Annotated in this window: 15 protein-coding genes and 5 tRNA genes; all 20 read left to right on the plus strand. The window is 38.5% G+C overall.

The genetic code is table 11. From position 1 onward, the window contains the following. The first annotated feature begins 345 nt into the window (after positions 1 to 345). The 20 genes from rpsU (at position 346) to rpoB (ending at position 12,561) form a co-directional block, all read left to right on the plus strand. Positions 346 to 507 (plus strand): 30S ribosomal protein S21, encoded by a 162-nt coding sequence (rpsU, locus tag BLT95_RS00005; protein ID WP_089664044.1) that lies wholly within the window; start codon positions 346 to 348, stop codon positions 505 to 507. Positions 508 to 684: 177 nt separating this feature from the next. After that, the gene (locus tag BLT95_RS14435) at positions 685 to 939 is read left to right on the plus strand and encodes a hypothetical protein (RefSeq protein ID WP_231896377.1); all 255 of its coding nucleotides are present in this window, start codon (positions 685 to 687) and stop codon (positions 937 to 939) included. A 95-nt stretch (positions 940 to 1,034) separates the two neighbouring features. Beyond that, positions 1,035 to 1,262 (plus strand): alpha-amylase family glycosyl hydrolase, encoded by a 228-nt coding sequence (locus BLT95_RS14440; protein ID WP_231896378.1) that lies wholly within the window; start codon positions 1,035 to 1,037, stop codon positions 1,260 to 1,262. 55 nt (positions 1,263 to 1,317) lie between these two features. After that, positions 1,318 to 1,629, plus strand: a complete 312-nt coding sequence (locus BLT95_RS14445) for a hypothetical protein (RefSeq protein WP_231896379.1) — start codon at positions 1,318 to 1,320, stop codon at positions 1,627 to 1,629. Then, a complete protein-coding gene (locus BLT95_RS14450; protein ID WP_231896380.1) occupies positions 1,605 to 2,054 on the plus strand; it encodes an alpha-amylase domain-containing protein in 450 nt (149 codons plus the stop codon). The genes BLT95_RS14445 and BLT95_RS14450 overlap by 25 nt, the downstream gene beginning before the upstream one ends. 71 nt (positions 2,055 to 2,125) lie before the next feature. Beyond that, positions 2,126 to 3,016: a tyrosine-type recombinase/integrase gene (locus BLT95_RS00015; RefSeq protein WP_089664045.1), complete on the plus strand. Its 891-nt coding sequence runs from the start codon at positions 2,126 to 2,128 to the stop codon at positions 3,014 to 3,016. 33 nt (positions 3,017 to 3,049) lie between these two features. Then, positions 3,050 to 3,352 carry a ribosome-associated translation inhibitor RaiA gene (raiA, locus tag BLT95_RS00020; protein WP_089664046.1) on the plus strand — a complete coding sequence of 101 codons (303 nt, stop codon included), beginning with the start codon at positions 3,050 to 3,052 and terminating at the stop codon, positions 3,350 to 3,352. Between the two features lie 103 nt (positions 3,353 to 3,455). Beyond that, a tRNA-Thr gene (locus BLT95_RS00025) sits at positions 3,456 to 3,529 on the plus strand. A gap of 199 nt (positions 3,530 to 3,728) precedes the next feature. Next, positions 3,729 to 3,810 (plus strand) — tRNA-Tyr (locus BLT95_RS00035). 121 nt (positions 3,811 to 3,931) lie between these two features. Further along, positions 3,932 to 4,004: transfer RNA gene (locus tag BLT95_RS00040), tRNA-Gly, on the plus strand. A gap of 192 nt (positions 4,005 to 4,196) precedes the next feature. Further along, a tRNA-Thr gene (locus tag BLT95_RS00045) sits at positions 4,197 to 4,268 on the plus strand. Positions 4,269 to 4,325: 57 nt separating this feature from the next. Further along, the gene (tuf, locus tag BLT95_RS00050) at positions 4,326 to 5,513 is read left to right on the plus strand and encodes an elongation factor Tu (protein WP_089664048.1); all 1,188 of its coding nucleotides are present in this window, start codon (positions 4,326 to 4,328) and stop codon (positions 5,511 to 5,513) included. 58 nt (positions 5,514 to 5,571) lie between these two features. Next, positions 5,572 to 5,644: transfer RNA gene (locus BLT95_RS00055), tRNA-Trp, on the plus strand. An 18-nt stretch (positions 5,645 to 5,662) separates the two neighbouring features. Next, positions 5,663 to 5,860, plus strand: coding sequence for a preprotein translocase subunit SecE (secE, locus tag BLT95_RS00060; protein ID WP_011710243.1), 198 nt, complete (start codon positions 5,663 to 5,665; stop codon positions 5,858 to 5,860). Positions 5,861 to 5,871: 11 nt separating this feature from the next. Beyond that, on the plus strand, positions 5,872 to 6,423 hold the full coding sequence (nusG, locus tag BLT95_RS00065; protein WP_089664049.1) for a transcription termination/antitermination protein NusG: 552 nt from the start codon (positions 5,872 to 5,874) through the stop codon (positions 6,421 to 6,423). Between the two features lie 73 nt (positions 6,424 to 6,496). After that, a complete protein-coding gene (gene rplK, locus BLT95_RS00070; protein WP_011710241.1) occupies positions 6,497 to 6,934 on the plus strand; it encodes a 50S ribosomal protein L11 in 438 nt (145 codons plus the stop codon). A gap of 19 nt (positions 6,935 to 6,953) precedes the next feature. Then, positions 6,954 to 7,652, plus strand: coding sequence for a 50S ribosomal protein L1 (rplA, locus tag BLT95_RS00075; RefSeq protein ID WP_089664050.1), 699 nt, complete (start codon positions 6,954 to 6,956; stop codon positions 7,650 to 7,652). Positions 7,653 to 7,661: 9 nt separating this feature from the next. Beyond that, a complete protein-coding gene (gene rplJ / locus BLT95_RS00080) occupies positions 7,662 to 8,183 on the plus strand; it encodes a 50S ribosomal protein L10 (protein WP_089664051.1) in 522 nt (173 codons plus the stop codon). A 57-nt stretch (positions 8,184 to 8,240) separates the two neighbouring features. Next, a complete protein-coding gene (gene rplL / locus BLT95_RS00085; RefSeq protein ID WP_089664052.1) occupies positions 8,241 to 8,615 on the plus strand; it encodes a 50S ribosomal protein L7/L12 in 375 nt (124 codons plus the stop codon). A 133-nt stretch (positions 8,616 to 8,748) separates the two neighbouring features. After that, positions 8,749 to 12,561, plus strand: coding sequence for a DNA-directed RNA polymerase subunit beta (gene rpoB / locus BLT95_RS00090; RefSeq protein ID WP_089664053.1), 3,813 nt, complete (start codon positions 8,749 to 8,751; stop codon positions 12,559 to 12,561). The last annotated feature ends 10 nt before the right edge of the window (positions 12,562 to 12,571 follow it).

The raw sequence follows: 12,571 nt of genomic DNA on the forward strand, positions 1-12,571 counted from the left end.
GTTAGAATTCCAATATTTCCTCCAGCGCCCTGTAACATATATACATTCTCATTTACAGGAATGATCCTGATCTCTACATCTTTCATATCCTGAAAGGCAAACAGAGAAGAGTTTATTAAAAAGTATTGAAAACAGAATTTTAAAAGAGTATTTCATGATGGCTAGTTTATAGATTTCTAATTTACAGAAAAACTGGAACTTAGTATTTAAATGTATGCTTTATAAATTGAAATAAAATAATAAAAATATTGGGTGTTTTGTATAAATGCATTATCTTTGCAGCCGATTCCAAAAGAAGGGAGGTGATGACACTATGTTAATTATACAGTTAAAGACGGAGAAAATATAGATAGAGCTCTTAAGCGTTTTAAGCGTAAGTTCGACAAAACAGGAACTATGCGTCAGCTAAGAGATCGTCAGCATTTTACGAAACCTTCTGTAGAGCGTAGAGCTCAGGTTCAGAAAGCTGAATACATTCAGCATCTGAGAGACGCAGAAGATATCTAGTAAAAAGCTAATATCATTTAAGAAGAACCACCGATTATTTCGGTGGTTTTTTTATTTAATGTGCTCTTATTTAAAAACTTGTCAACACGAAAACGTTTTCGTTTATGTGATTCTCTTTTTTAGATCGTTAAAAACTTCGGTTTTTCATAATTTGAGGATAACCCTAAATAATTTATTATGAAAAAACTTAACCTTTACGCTGTTTGGCTTCTTCAATCTTATTCTTCAGCTCGTGTGAGCAGGAGAAAAATTGCTTCAGAAGAGATCCAGAATCAGAACACTTTAAGATCCCAAACTAAAAACTCCAATACTACCAAAGCCCAGGTGGGTGGTAAAGTAATGATGCAGGCTTTCTACTGGGATGTTCCTGCTGGTGGTACCTGGTGGGAAACTATTGAAAATAAGATCCGGCCTGGAGTAATGCCGGTATAAGATGCTATTTGGGTTCCTCCGGCTTCTAAAGCACAAAACGGACCTTTTCTATGGGTACGATCCTTTTGATTATTATGATTTGGTGATTTTAATCAATGGGATCTACCGAGACCAGGTTTGGTTCCAGAACAGAGCTTCAATCAATGATCTCAACTGCACATTCCAATAATATTAGTGTAATAGCAGATATCGTGCTAAATCATAATAGTGGCGGTGCTTCTGAAAATAATCGTACACCGGTACATCTACTTATACCGATTATGATCCTGCTTCAGGTTTATTTTACAGGTCTGCTGCAGATTTTCATCCTAATGATACCATAGCAATGATTCTGGAGTATTTGGCGGCTTTGCAGATCTATGTCACGATAAAACCTATGTGCAGGATTGGCTTTGGAATAAACCGAATTCGGTTGCGAAGTACTACAAGAATACCATGGGATTTGATGGTTGGAGATTTGATTATGTAAAAGGTTTTGCACCATGGGTGGTGAACAGCTGGACTGATGAAGTAGGAGGTTTTGCCGTTGGAGAGTATTGGGATGGAAATGCCGCTACTCTGGAAGCCTGGGTAAACCAATCTGGAGCCTCTGCATTCGATTTTGCTTGTTATTATAGAATGAAGGATGCCTTTGAAGGAATGATCTTTCCAGATTACAGGATGATATGCTCTGGAAGAGAAAACCTATGAAGGCCGTTACTTTTGTAACAAACCATGATACAGATGAAATCTATACCGGGAAAATGCTGGCCTACGCTTATATTATGACACATGAAGGTTATCCTACTGTTTTTTACCAGGATTACGAAGAATGGCTGGATAAGGATAAATTGAATAATCTTATTTGGATTCACAATAATAAGGCCGGTGGATCTACAGATATTTTGCATGCAGATCAGGACGAGTATGTAGCCCGTAGAAATGGAGCTCCCGGTTTGATAGTTTATTTAAACGATAGTAATAGTAGATTAGAAAGATGGGTGCCAACAAATTGGTATAACCAAACCATAAAAGAATACACAGGTAATTCTAATTGGCAGCCAACGACACAGGGAGATGGTTGGGTTAAAATAGAAGTTCCCGCGAACTCTTATTCTATATGGTCCACTTTGTAAGTATTGATTAAAACTTTAAAAACTGTTGATAGGCTAAAGTTTAGTAACTTTGTTTATCAACAGTTTTTTTTATGCCGTTTTCTGCTTTCCTGGATTATCTTCAGCTTGAGAAAAAATACTCCGTACATACCATTACGGCTTATAAAGCAGATCTTAGTGATTTTCAGCTTTATATAGAAACCGCTTTTGAGCAGAAAACACTTGATGATGTAAATTATGCTCAGATTCGAAGTTGGATCGTTGAGCTTTCTGAATCAAATATTTCTAACCGAACGATCAATAGAAAAATTTCCTCTCTAAAGGCTTATTATCGGTTTCTTTTAAAAACCGAACAAATAGAGTCTTCTCCACTTACAAAACATAAAGCTTTAAAAACACCAAAAAAGATTCAGATTCCTTTTTCAGAAGATGAGATTGTGCGGGTACTGGAAACGATAGATGATTCTACGTTAGAAGGTATCAGGGATAGATTGATCGTTGAGCTATTTTATTCAACAGGGATTAGAAGGGCAGAACTGATCAATATTAAAATTTCAGATTTGGATCTCGATGGGGGAGTACTAAAAGTTTTGGGGAAAAGAAATAAGGAGAGATATATTCCCCTGATTGCTTCCGTAAAAGATACCGCTTCCAAATATCTTGAAGGCAGAAGGCATACGGAGAATATATCAGGATCAGACTATCTTTTTCTAACTTCCAAAGGAGATAAAATCTATGAAAGTTTTGTTTATAGAATTATAAATAATTATTTTAGTAAAGTGTCTGGCAAATTGAAAAGAAGTCCGCATATTTTGCGACATTCTTTTGCCACTCATTTATTGAACCAGGGCGCGAATTTAAATGCGGTAAAAGAATTATTGGGTCACTCCAGTTTAGCAGCGACTCAGGTCTACACCCATAACAGCATTGCCGAATTGAGTAAAATTCACCAAAACGCTCATCCCCGGAACAATAAGAATTAACTTAACCTTTTGTTTAATTAAATTCTATTGGATATGAAAATGAATTTGCAGTCTGTGAACTTCAATGCCGACCAAAAGCTAATTGACTTCACTCAAAAGAAACTTGATAAACTGGATACTTACTTTGACAAGATTATTCATGCCGATGTTTATTTTAAAGTTCAAAATACTAGTGGGAAAGATAATAAGATTACCGAAATTTTGCTAAGTGTTCCTGGTGGAGATATTATGGTTAAAAAGACCTGTAATAAATTTGAAGCTTGTGTAGATGAATGTGTTAGTTCGCTTCAAAGACAGTTAATTAAGAAAAAGGAAAAAATGAGCTCACATGTTTAGCTAATTTTTTTTAAAATTATTTTTTGATAAAGGAATAATTTATATACATTTGCAGTCCGTTAGAAATAGCGGACTTTTTTATGCTGAAAAAGTAGCATAAAAGGCCGATGTAGCTCAGCTGGCTAGAGCAGCTGATTTGTAATCAGCAGGTCGTGGGTTCGAGTCCCTCCATCGGCTCTTGAAATACTGAAATCACCGAAGTTTCAGAGATAATTTGAAATTTAAGTCCTTAAGGATTAATAAATTGAAAAAAATCTTCTGAAATTTTAAAAAATGCTTTGGATGGTGCTTCAAATTTACTTTAATTTGCAGCCGTTTTAAAACCATCAGAAGCTTAGCTGTTTCAGCTACGGTTCTATGAAATAGTGGTAAAATTGGGGAGATACTCAAGCGGCCAACGAGGGCAGACTGTAAATCTGCTGACTACGTCTTCGCAGGTTCGAATCCTGCTCTCCCCACAAAGATTTTATGAAAATTGCGAAGAAAACTCATTTTCTAAAGCGATTGAATAAAAAGCTTAGTAAGGGGTCACCCTTACGGATCATCAAATTTATTTGATAATCCTTAAATATATGTAATGCGGGAGTAGCTCAGTTGGTAGAGCGTCAGCCTTCCAAGCTGAATGTCGCCGGTTCGAACCCGGTCTCCCGCTCTAAATTAAATTGAATCAAGATGTCCCCCGGTACAGGGTAGTTTGAAATTCAGGTTTTGTAGCCTTTAATTTTGAATCTATTCTTTTAAAACCAAATTATGGGTTGTGTCGGCAATGTTACCTCAGTCTTGATCGTGTCCATAAGCCCTAGTAGGTTTATGGTTATTGCTGTTTGAAACAGTCAATTGTCTGGCCGACGTAGCTCAGGGGTAGAGCGTTTCCTTGGTAAGGAAGAGGTCATGGGTTCAATTCCCATCGTTGGCTCTAGTTTTGTATAAAATTGAACACTAATATATAACTAAGATTAAATAAGTATTAATTATGGCAAAGGAAACTTACGATCGTTCCAAACCGCACCTAAATATTGGTACAATTGGACACGTAGATCACGGAAAAACTACTTTAACTGCAGCGATTACTAAAGTGATGGCTGATGCTGGATATTCAGAAGCTAGTGCGTTTGATCAAATTGATAACGCTCCAGAAGAGAAGGAAAGAGGTATTACTATTAACTCTTCTCACGTTGAGTACTCAACTGAGAAGCGTCACTATGCGCACGTTGACTGTCCAGGTCACGCCGATTACGTAAAGAACATGGTAACTGGTGCTGCTCAGATGGACGGTGCTATTCTTGTTGTTGCTGCGACTGATGGTCCTATGCCACAAACTCGTGAGCACATCCTTCTTGGACGCCAGGTTGGTATCCCAAGAATTGTTGTATTCTTGAATAAAGTTGACCTTGTTGATGATGAGGAGCTTTTAGAGCTTGTTGAGATGGAAGTAAGAGATCTTCTTTCTTTCTACGAGTATGATGGTGATAATGGTCCTGTAATTTCAGGTTCTGCACTTGGAGCTTTAGAAGGTGATGAGAAATGGTCTAAGACTGTTCTTGATCTTATGGAAGCTGTAGATACTTGGATTGAACTTCCTCAGCGTGATGTTGATAAAGCATTCTTAATGCCTATCGAAGATGTATTCTCTATTACAGGTCGTGGTACTGTTGCAACTGGTCGTATTGAGACTGGTGTAGCTAACACTGGAGATCCTGTAGAGATCATTGGTATGGGAGCTGGAAAACTTACTTCTACTATTACTGGAGTTGAGATGTTCCGTAAGATTCTTGATAGAGGTGAAGCTGGAGATAACGTTGGTATCCTTCTAAGAGGTATTGAAAAGACTCAGATTTCTAGAGGTATGGTAATCACTAAGCCTGGATCTGTAACTCCTCACGCTAAATTCAAAGCAGAGGTTTATATCCTTAAGAAAGAAGAAGGTGGACGTCACACTCCATTCCATAATAACTACCGTCCTCAGTTCTACGTACGTACAACTGATGTTACAGGAACAATTAATCTTCCTGATGGTGTAGAAATGGTAATGCCAGGTGATAACCTTACAATTACAGTTGAGCTTATTCAGCCTATCGCAATGAACCAGGGACTTCGTTTCGCTATCCGTGAAGGTGGTAGAACTGTAGGTGCTGGTCAGGTAACTGAAATTCTAGACTAAGAATTATCTTAATATAAAAAGGTATCCCGTGAAGAGCGGGATACCTTCACTTATATTTACGGGTTTAGCTCAGTTGGTAGAGCACTGGTCTCCAAAACCAGGTGTCGGGAGTTCGAGCCTCTCAACCCGTGCAAATATCTTTTTATAAAATGGCAGGAATTGTTAATTACATATCAGAATCATATAACGAGTTAAGAAACCACGTTACCTGGACAAGCTGGTCTGAAGCTCAAAGGCTTACAGTGATTGTTGCAGTTTTCTCGATTATTTTTTCATTAGCTATTTGGGGTGTTGATACGCTTTTTAGTGGAGCGATTGAGCAATACTTTGAATGGGTTAAATCATAATTTAGATAGCTATGGCAGAAGCAAAGGATAAAAAGTGGTATGTGGTTCGTGCCGTTAGCGGACAGGAGAATAAAGTAAAAGATTATATCGAGAAAGAGATCGAATACTTAGGTCTTCAGGATGCGATAGATCAGGTTCTTGTTCCTACTGAAAAAGTAATTCAGATACGTAATGGAAAGAAAGTAAATAAAGAACGTGTTTATTTTCCGGGTTATGTAATGATTCAGGCAAATATTGGAGGGGAAATTCCTCATATTATTAAGGGGATAAATGGAGTTATTGGATTTTTAGGTGAAACCAAAGGAGGGGATCCTGTGCCACTTAGAAAGTCTGAAGTGAATAGAATGTTAGGGAAAGTAGATGAGCTTTCTGTGAAAGCTGATAATGTTGCAATTCCGTTTACAATTGGTGAGACTATTAAAGTTATTGACGGACCGTTCAATGGATTTAATGGTACAGTAGAGAAGATTAATGAAGAAAAGCGTAAGCTTGAAGTAATGGTGAAGATTTTCGGAAGAAAAACACCATTAGAATTAAGCTATATGCAAGTAGAAAAAGTATAATAATAACTGTTACATATTTTTTGATTGTTTTTTAAGCTTCCACTCAATAAACGATCATTTAAAAATTTGAAAAATGGCAAAAGAAGTAAGTAAAGTTGTAAAACTACAAGTTCGCGGAGGTGCTGCTAACCCATCACCACCAGTTGGACCTGCTTTAGGTGCTGCCGGAGTAAACATCATGGAATTCTGTAAGCAATTCAATGGTAGAACTCAGGATAAGCAAGGAAAGGTACTTCCAGTTGCAATTACTGTTTATAAGGATAAGTCTTTTGATTTTGTGATCAAAACTCCTCCTGCAGCAGTACAATTGATGGAAGCGGCTAAGACTAAAAAAGGTTCTGGTGAGCCGAACAGAAAAAAAGTAGCTAGTGTTTCTTGGGATCAGGTTAAAGCGATTGCAGAAGACAAGATGCAGGATCTTAATGCATTTACTGTAGAATCTGCAATGAAAATGGTTGCCGGAACAGCTCGTTCGATGGGAATAACTGTAAAAGGTGATGCACCGTTTTAATCCTAAAAGAAATTAAGAAATGGCAAAATTAACTAAAAAGCAAAAAGAAGCTCAGTCTAAGATTGAGAACGGCAAAACTTATACAGTTGCCGAAGCTTCAGCTTTGATAAAAGAAGTTACCAACGCAAATTTTGATCCTTCTGTAGATTTAGCGGTTCGTTTGAACGTAGATCCTAGAAAAGCAAATCAAATGGTAAGAGGAGTGGTAACACTTCCGCATGGTACTGGTAAAGACGTTAAAGTTTTGGCTCTTGTTACTCCAGATAAGGAAGAAGAAGCTAAAGAAGCTGGTGCCGATTACGTTGGATTAGATGAGTATCTTGATAAGATCAAAGGCGGTTGGACAGATGTTGATGTGATCATCACTATGCCAAGCGTTATGGGTAAACTTGGACCTTTGGGACGTGTTCTTGGACCAAGAGGTTTAATGCCTAACCCAAAGACCGGTACAGTAACTATGGATATCGCTAAAGCGGTTTCTGATGTGAAGGCTGGTAAGATTGACTTTAAGGTAGATAAGCACGGAATTGTGCACGCTGGAGTTGGAAAAGCATCTTTTGATGCTGAGAAAATTGCAGGTAACGCAAAGGAATTATTAACTACGCTGGTAAAATTGAAACCTCAGGCAGCAAAAGGTGTATATATAAAGAGTATTTATATGTCAAGTACCATGAGCCCGAGTGTAGCAATAGATACTAAAAGGTTTACTGAGCAATAATTTAAGATTATGACAAGAGAAGAAAAAGCACAAGTTATAGAAGCTTTAACTGCCCAGTTAGCCGAAAATCCAACAATCTATTTGGCTGACATTTCTGGCCTTGATGCTGGAAGTACTTCTAACTTACGTAGAGCTTGTTTTAAAGCAGACGTAAAATTGGCGGTAGTTAAAAATACATTGCTTGCTAAGGCTATGGAGGCAGCTGAAAAAGATTTCGGTGACCTTCCAACAGTTTTAAAAGGCAATACCTCAATAATGCTTTCTGAAACAGGAAATGCTCCTGCGAAAGTTATTAAGGAATTTAGAAAGAAATCTGAGAAACCTCTACTTAAAGGAGCTTTTGTTGAAGAAGCTATTTATGTAGGTGATGACTATCTTGACACACTTGTTAATATCAAGTCTAAAGAAGAAGTTATCGGGGATATCGTTGGATTACTTCAATCTCCTGCTAAAAATGTTGTTTCTGCACTTAAATCAGGTGGTGGAAAGATCGCAGGAATCCTTAAAACCCTTTCAGAAAAAGAGGGATAAAATAGTACGCACTTTTTAACAATTATAAATTAAAGAACTTTTTAAAAACGATAGAAAATGGCAGATTTAAAAGATTTCGCAGAACAATTAGTTAATCTTACTGTAAAAGAAGTAAACGAATTAGCTGATATTTTAAAAGAAGAATATGGTATAGAGCCTGCTGCTGCTGCAGTAGCTGTTGCTGGCGGTGCTGCTGGTGGTGGTGAAGAAGCTGAAGAGCAAACTGAATTCGACGTAATTCTTACTGCTCCAGGTGGATCTAAGTTAGCTGTAGTTAAACTTGTAAAAGAACTTACAGGACTAGGTCTTAAGGATGCTAAAGAATTAGTAGACGGTGCTCCTAAAGCAGTTAAAGAAGGAGTTGCTAAAGACGAAGCAGAAGCTCTTAAAGCACAATTAGAAGAAGCAGGAGCTGAGGTTGAGCTTAAATAAGCTTAACACAAGCAATATTATTTAGGTTTAGACCTCAGGATATACTCCTGGAGGTCTAAACCATTTTGCGTATATAAAACTTAATGGTTTAAAAGCGCAGCATTTTTTATATAAATTATAATCCCGTCCATTGATGTTAGCAAAGCAAACTGAAAGATTGAGTTTCTCTTCTGTTAAGAACAAGCCTGCTTATCCGGACTTTCTGGATCTGCAGATTAAGTCTTTTCAGGACTTCTTTCAATTAGAGACAAAATCAGAAGAACGGGGAAATGAAGGTCTTTACAACACCTTCCTAGAAAACTTCCCCATTACGGACACCCGTAATCAATTTGTACTAGAATTCTTAGATTATTTTGTGGACCCGCCGAGATATTCCATTCAGGAATGTATAGAACGCGGATTGACCTACAGTGTACCGCTTAAGGCGAGACTTAAGTTATACTGTACCGACCCTGAACACGAAGATTTTGAAACCATCGTACAGGACGTTTATTTGGGAACTATCCCTTATATGACACCTAGCGGAACTTTCTGCATCAACGGTGCCGAGCGAGTAGTAGTATCTCAGCTACACCGTTCTCCTGGGGTTTTCTTTGGACAGTCTTTCCATGCTAATGGAACTAAACTTTATTCAGCCCGTGTAATTCCTTTCAAAGGATCATGGATTGAATTTGCGACCGATATTAACAGCGTAATGTATGCGTATATCGATCGTAAGAAAAAATTACCTGTGACCACCCTTTTCCGTGCTATCGGATTTGAGCGTGATAAGGATATCCTGGAGATCTTTGACCTTGCGGAAGAAGTGAAGGTGTCTAAAACAGGACTTAAAAAATATCTTGGTCGTAAACTTGCGGCGAGAGTATTGAATACATGGTATGAAGATTTCGTAGATGAAGATACTGGAGAAGTTGTTTCTATCGAACGTAACGAGATCGTTCTTGACCGTGATACAGAACTTGAAAAAGATCACATAGAAGAAATTCTTGAAACCGGATCTAAAACTATCCTTCTTCATAAAGAAGATAACCAGACCGGCGATTATGCGATCATTCATAATACATTACAAAAGGATCCTACCAACTCTGAAAAAGAAGCGGTAGAACATATTTACCGTCAGCTTCGTAATGCTGAACCGCCAGATGAGGAAACTGCTCGTGGAATTATAGACAAGCTTTTCTTCTCAGATCAACGTTACAGCCTTGGAGAAGTTGGTAGATATAGAATGAATAAAAAACTTGGTCTTGATGTTGAGATGGATAAGCAGGTGCTTACCAAGGTAGATATCATTACCATTGTAAAATATCTTATAGAACTTATCAACTCTAAAGCTGAGATTGATGATATTGATCACTTATCTAACCGTCGTGTTAGAACTGTAGGTGAGCAGTTATCTCAGCAGTTTGGTGTTGGTCTTGCACGTATGGCAAGAACCATTCGTGAGAGAATGAACGTTCGTGATAACGAGGTGTTTACGCCAATAGATTTGATCAACGCGAAGACCTTATCTTCTGTGATTAACTCTTTCTTTGGTACCAATCAGTTATCTCAGTTCATGGACCAAACTAACCCTCTTGCAGAGATCACGCATAAGCGTAGACTTTCGGCATTAGGACCAGGTGGTCTGTCAAGAGAAAGAGCTGGTTTCGAGGTACGTGATGTTCACTATACTCACTACGGAAGACTTTGTCCGATTGAAACTCCTGAAGGTCCGAACATTGGTCTTATTTCTTCACTTTCTGTTTATGCAAAGGTGAACGGAATGGGATTCATTGAAACTCCTTATAGAAGTGTTACTGACGGTAGAATTAATTCTTCTGAAGAGCCTATTTATTTAAGTGCAGAAGAGGAAGAAGGTAAGAAGATCGCTCAGGCGAACATCCCATTAAAAGAGGATGGAACGATAGATACAGATCGTGTAATTGCACGTATGGAAGGTGACTTCCCGGTAGTTGATCCTAAAGAGGTTCATTATACCGATGTTGCACCAAACCAGATCTCATCTATTTCGGCTTCATTAATTCCATTCCTGGAACATGATGATGCCAACCGTGCACTGATGGGATCAAACATGATGCGTCAGGCAGTACCGCTTTTAAGAACAGATTCTCCTATTGTTGGAACTGGTCTTGAAAGACAGGTAGCTACAGATTCCCGAGTGTTGATCAATGCTGAAGGAGAGGGAGAAGTAGAATATGTAGATGCAAACAAGATCGTAATTAAGTACGATCGTACCGATGAGGAGAGAATGGTAAGTTTTGATGATGATTCAAAATCTTACAACCTTATCAAATTCCGTAAAACTAACCAGGGATCCTGTATCAACCTGAAACCAATCGTAAGTGTAGGTGACAGAGTAACTAAAGGACAGGTTCTTTGCCAGGGTTATGCTACTGAAGCGGGTGAACTTGCTTTAGGTAGAAACATGAAGGTTGCCTTTATGCCGTGGAAAGGTTACAACTTTGAGGATGCGATCGTGATTTCAGAAAAAGTGGTAAGAGATGATATTTTCACCTCTATCCATATCGATGAATATTCTCTTGAAGTTAGAGATACTAAACTTGGTAACGAGGAACTGACTAATGATATTCCAAACGTTTCAGAAGAGGCTACGAAAGACCTTGATGAGCACGGAATGATTAGAGTTGGTGCTGAAGTAAAACCTGGTGATATCCTTATTGGTAAGATCACTCCTAAGGGAGAAAGCGATCCAACTCCGGAAGAAAAACTTCTACGCGCGATCTTTGGTGATAAAGCCGGTGATGTAAAAGATGCTTCTTTAAAAGCTTCTCCATCATTAAGCGGTGTTGTTATCAATAAGAAGTTGTTCGCGAGAGCAATCAAAGACAAGCGTAAGAGAGCTCAGGATAAAGAAGATGTTGCAGCATTAGAGAAAAAGTACGACGCTAAATTCGCTAATCTAAAAGCTGAACTTGTTGAGAAATTATTCGCCATTATAGGTGGTAAAACTGCTCAGGGAGTACAGAATGATCTTGGTGAAGAAGTAATGCCAAAAGGTAAGAAGTACACGCTTAAGATGTTAAACGCTGTAGATGATTATACTCACCTAACTACGGGTACATGGACTACAGATGACCATCTTAATGAGCTTGTAGCTGATCTTTTACATAATTATAAAATCAAGGAAAACGATCTTCAGGGTAACCTAAGAAGAGAGAAATTCACCATTTCTGTTGGAGATGAACTTCCATCAGGAATTCTTAAACTTGCTAAAGTTTATATCGCTAAGAAACGTAAACTGAAGGTAGGGGATAAGATGGCAGGACGTCACGGTAACAAAGGTATTGTTGCTAGAATTGTTCGTCAGGAAGATATGCCATTCCTTGAAGACGGAACTCCGGTAGATATCGTGTTGAACCCACTTGGGGTACCATCGCGTATGAACATTGGACAGATCTACGAAACAGTTCTTGGATGGGCTGGTCAGAAAAACGGGAAGAAATATGCGACCCCAATTTTTGACGGTGCCACAATCGATGAGATCAATGATCTTACAGATAAAGCAGGAATTCCAAGATACGGTCATACTTACCTGTATGATGGTGGAACCGGAATGAGATTTGACCAGCGTGCAACGGTTGGTGTGATCTATATGCTGAAATTAGGTCATATGATCGACGATAAGATGCACGCCAGATCTATTGGACCATACTCACTTATTACCCAGCAGCCGCTTGGTGGTAAGGCACAATTTGGTGGTCAGCGTTTTGGAGAGATGGAGGTTTGGGCACTAGAGGCTTATGGAGCTTCTGCAACCCTGCGTGAGATCTTGACCGTAAAATCTGATGATGTGATAGGTAGAGCTAAAACTTACGAGGCAATCGTGAAGGGTGAGCCAATGCCAGAACCTGGATTGCCAGAATCTTTCAACGTACTTATGCACGAATTGAAAGGTCTTGGATTGGATATTAAATTAGAAGAATAAAAAGTCACCA

Source organism: Gramella sp. MAR_2010_147 (assembly GCF_900105135.1).
Taxonomy (GTDB): Bacteria; Bacteroidota; Bacteroidia; order Flavobacteriales; family Flavobacteriaceae; genus Christiangramia.

What these genes read in the sequence shown, in the direction of transcription:
- BLT95_RS14435 (WP_231896377.1), top strand. Translation starts at nt 685, where the DNA reads ATGAAAAAACTTAACCTTTACGCTGTTTGGCTTCTTCAATCTTATTCT.
- BLT95_RS14440 (WP_231896378.1), top strand. Translation starts at nt 1,035, where the DNA reads ATGGGATCTACCGAGACCAGGTTTGGTTCCAGAACAGAGCTTCAATCA.
- BLT95_RS14450 (WP_231896380.1), top strand. Translation starts at nt 1,605, where the DNA reads ATGCTCTGGAAGAGAAAACCTATGAAGGCCGTTACTTTTGTAACAAAC.
- BLT95_RS00015 (WP_089664045.1), top strand. Translation starts at nt 2,126, where the DNA reads ATGCCGTTTTCTGCTTTCCTGGATTATCTTCAGCTTGAGAAAAAATAC.
- raiA (WP_089664046.1), top strand. Translation starts at nt 3,050, where the DNA reads ATGAAAATGAATTTGCAGTCTGTGAACTTCAATGCCGACCAAAAGCTA.
- tuf (WP_089664048.1), top strand. Translation starts at nt 4,326, where the DNA reads ATGGCAAAGGAAACTTACGATCGTTCCAAACCGCACCTAAATATTGGT.
- secE (WP_011710243.1), top strand. Translation starts at nt 5,663, where the DNA reads ATGGCAGGAATTGTTAATTACATATCAGAATCATATAACGAGTTAAGA.
- nusG (WP_089664049.1), top strand. Translation starts at nt 5,872, where the DNA reads ATGGCAGAAGCAAAGGATAAAAAGTGGTATGTGGTTCGTGCCGTTAGC.
- rplK (WP_011710241.1), top strand. Translation starts at nt 6,497, where the DNA reads ATGGCAAAAGAAGTAAGTAAAGTTGTAAAACTACAAGTTCGCGGAGGT.
- rplA (WP_089664050.1), top strand. Translation starts at nt 6,954, where the DNA reads ATGGCAAAATTAACTAAAAAGCAAAAAGAAGCTCAGTCTAAGATTGAG.
- rplJ (WP_089664051.1), top strand. Translation starts at nt 7,662, where the DNA reads ATGACAAGAGAAGAAAAAGCACAAGTTATAGAAGCTTTAACTGCCCAG.
- rplL (WP_089664052.1), top strand. Translation starts at nt 8,241, where the DNA reads ATGGCAGATTTAAAAGATTTCGCAGAACAATTAGTTAATCTTACTGTA.
- rpoB (WP_089664053.1), top strand. Translation starts at nt 8,749, where the DNA reads ATGTTAGCAAAGCAAACTGAAAGATTGAGTTTCTCTTCTGTTAAGAAC.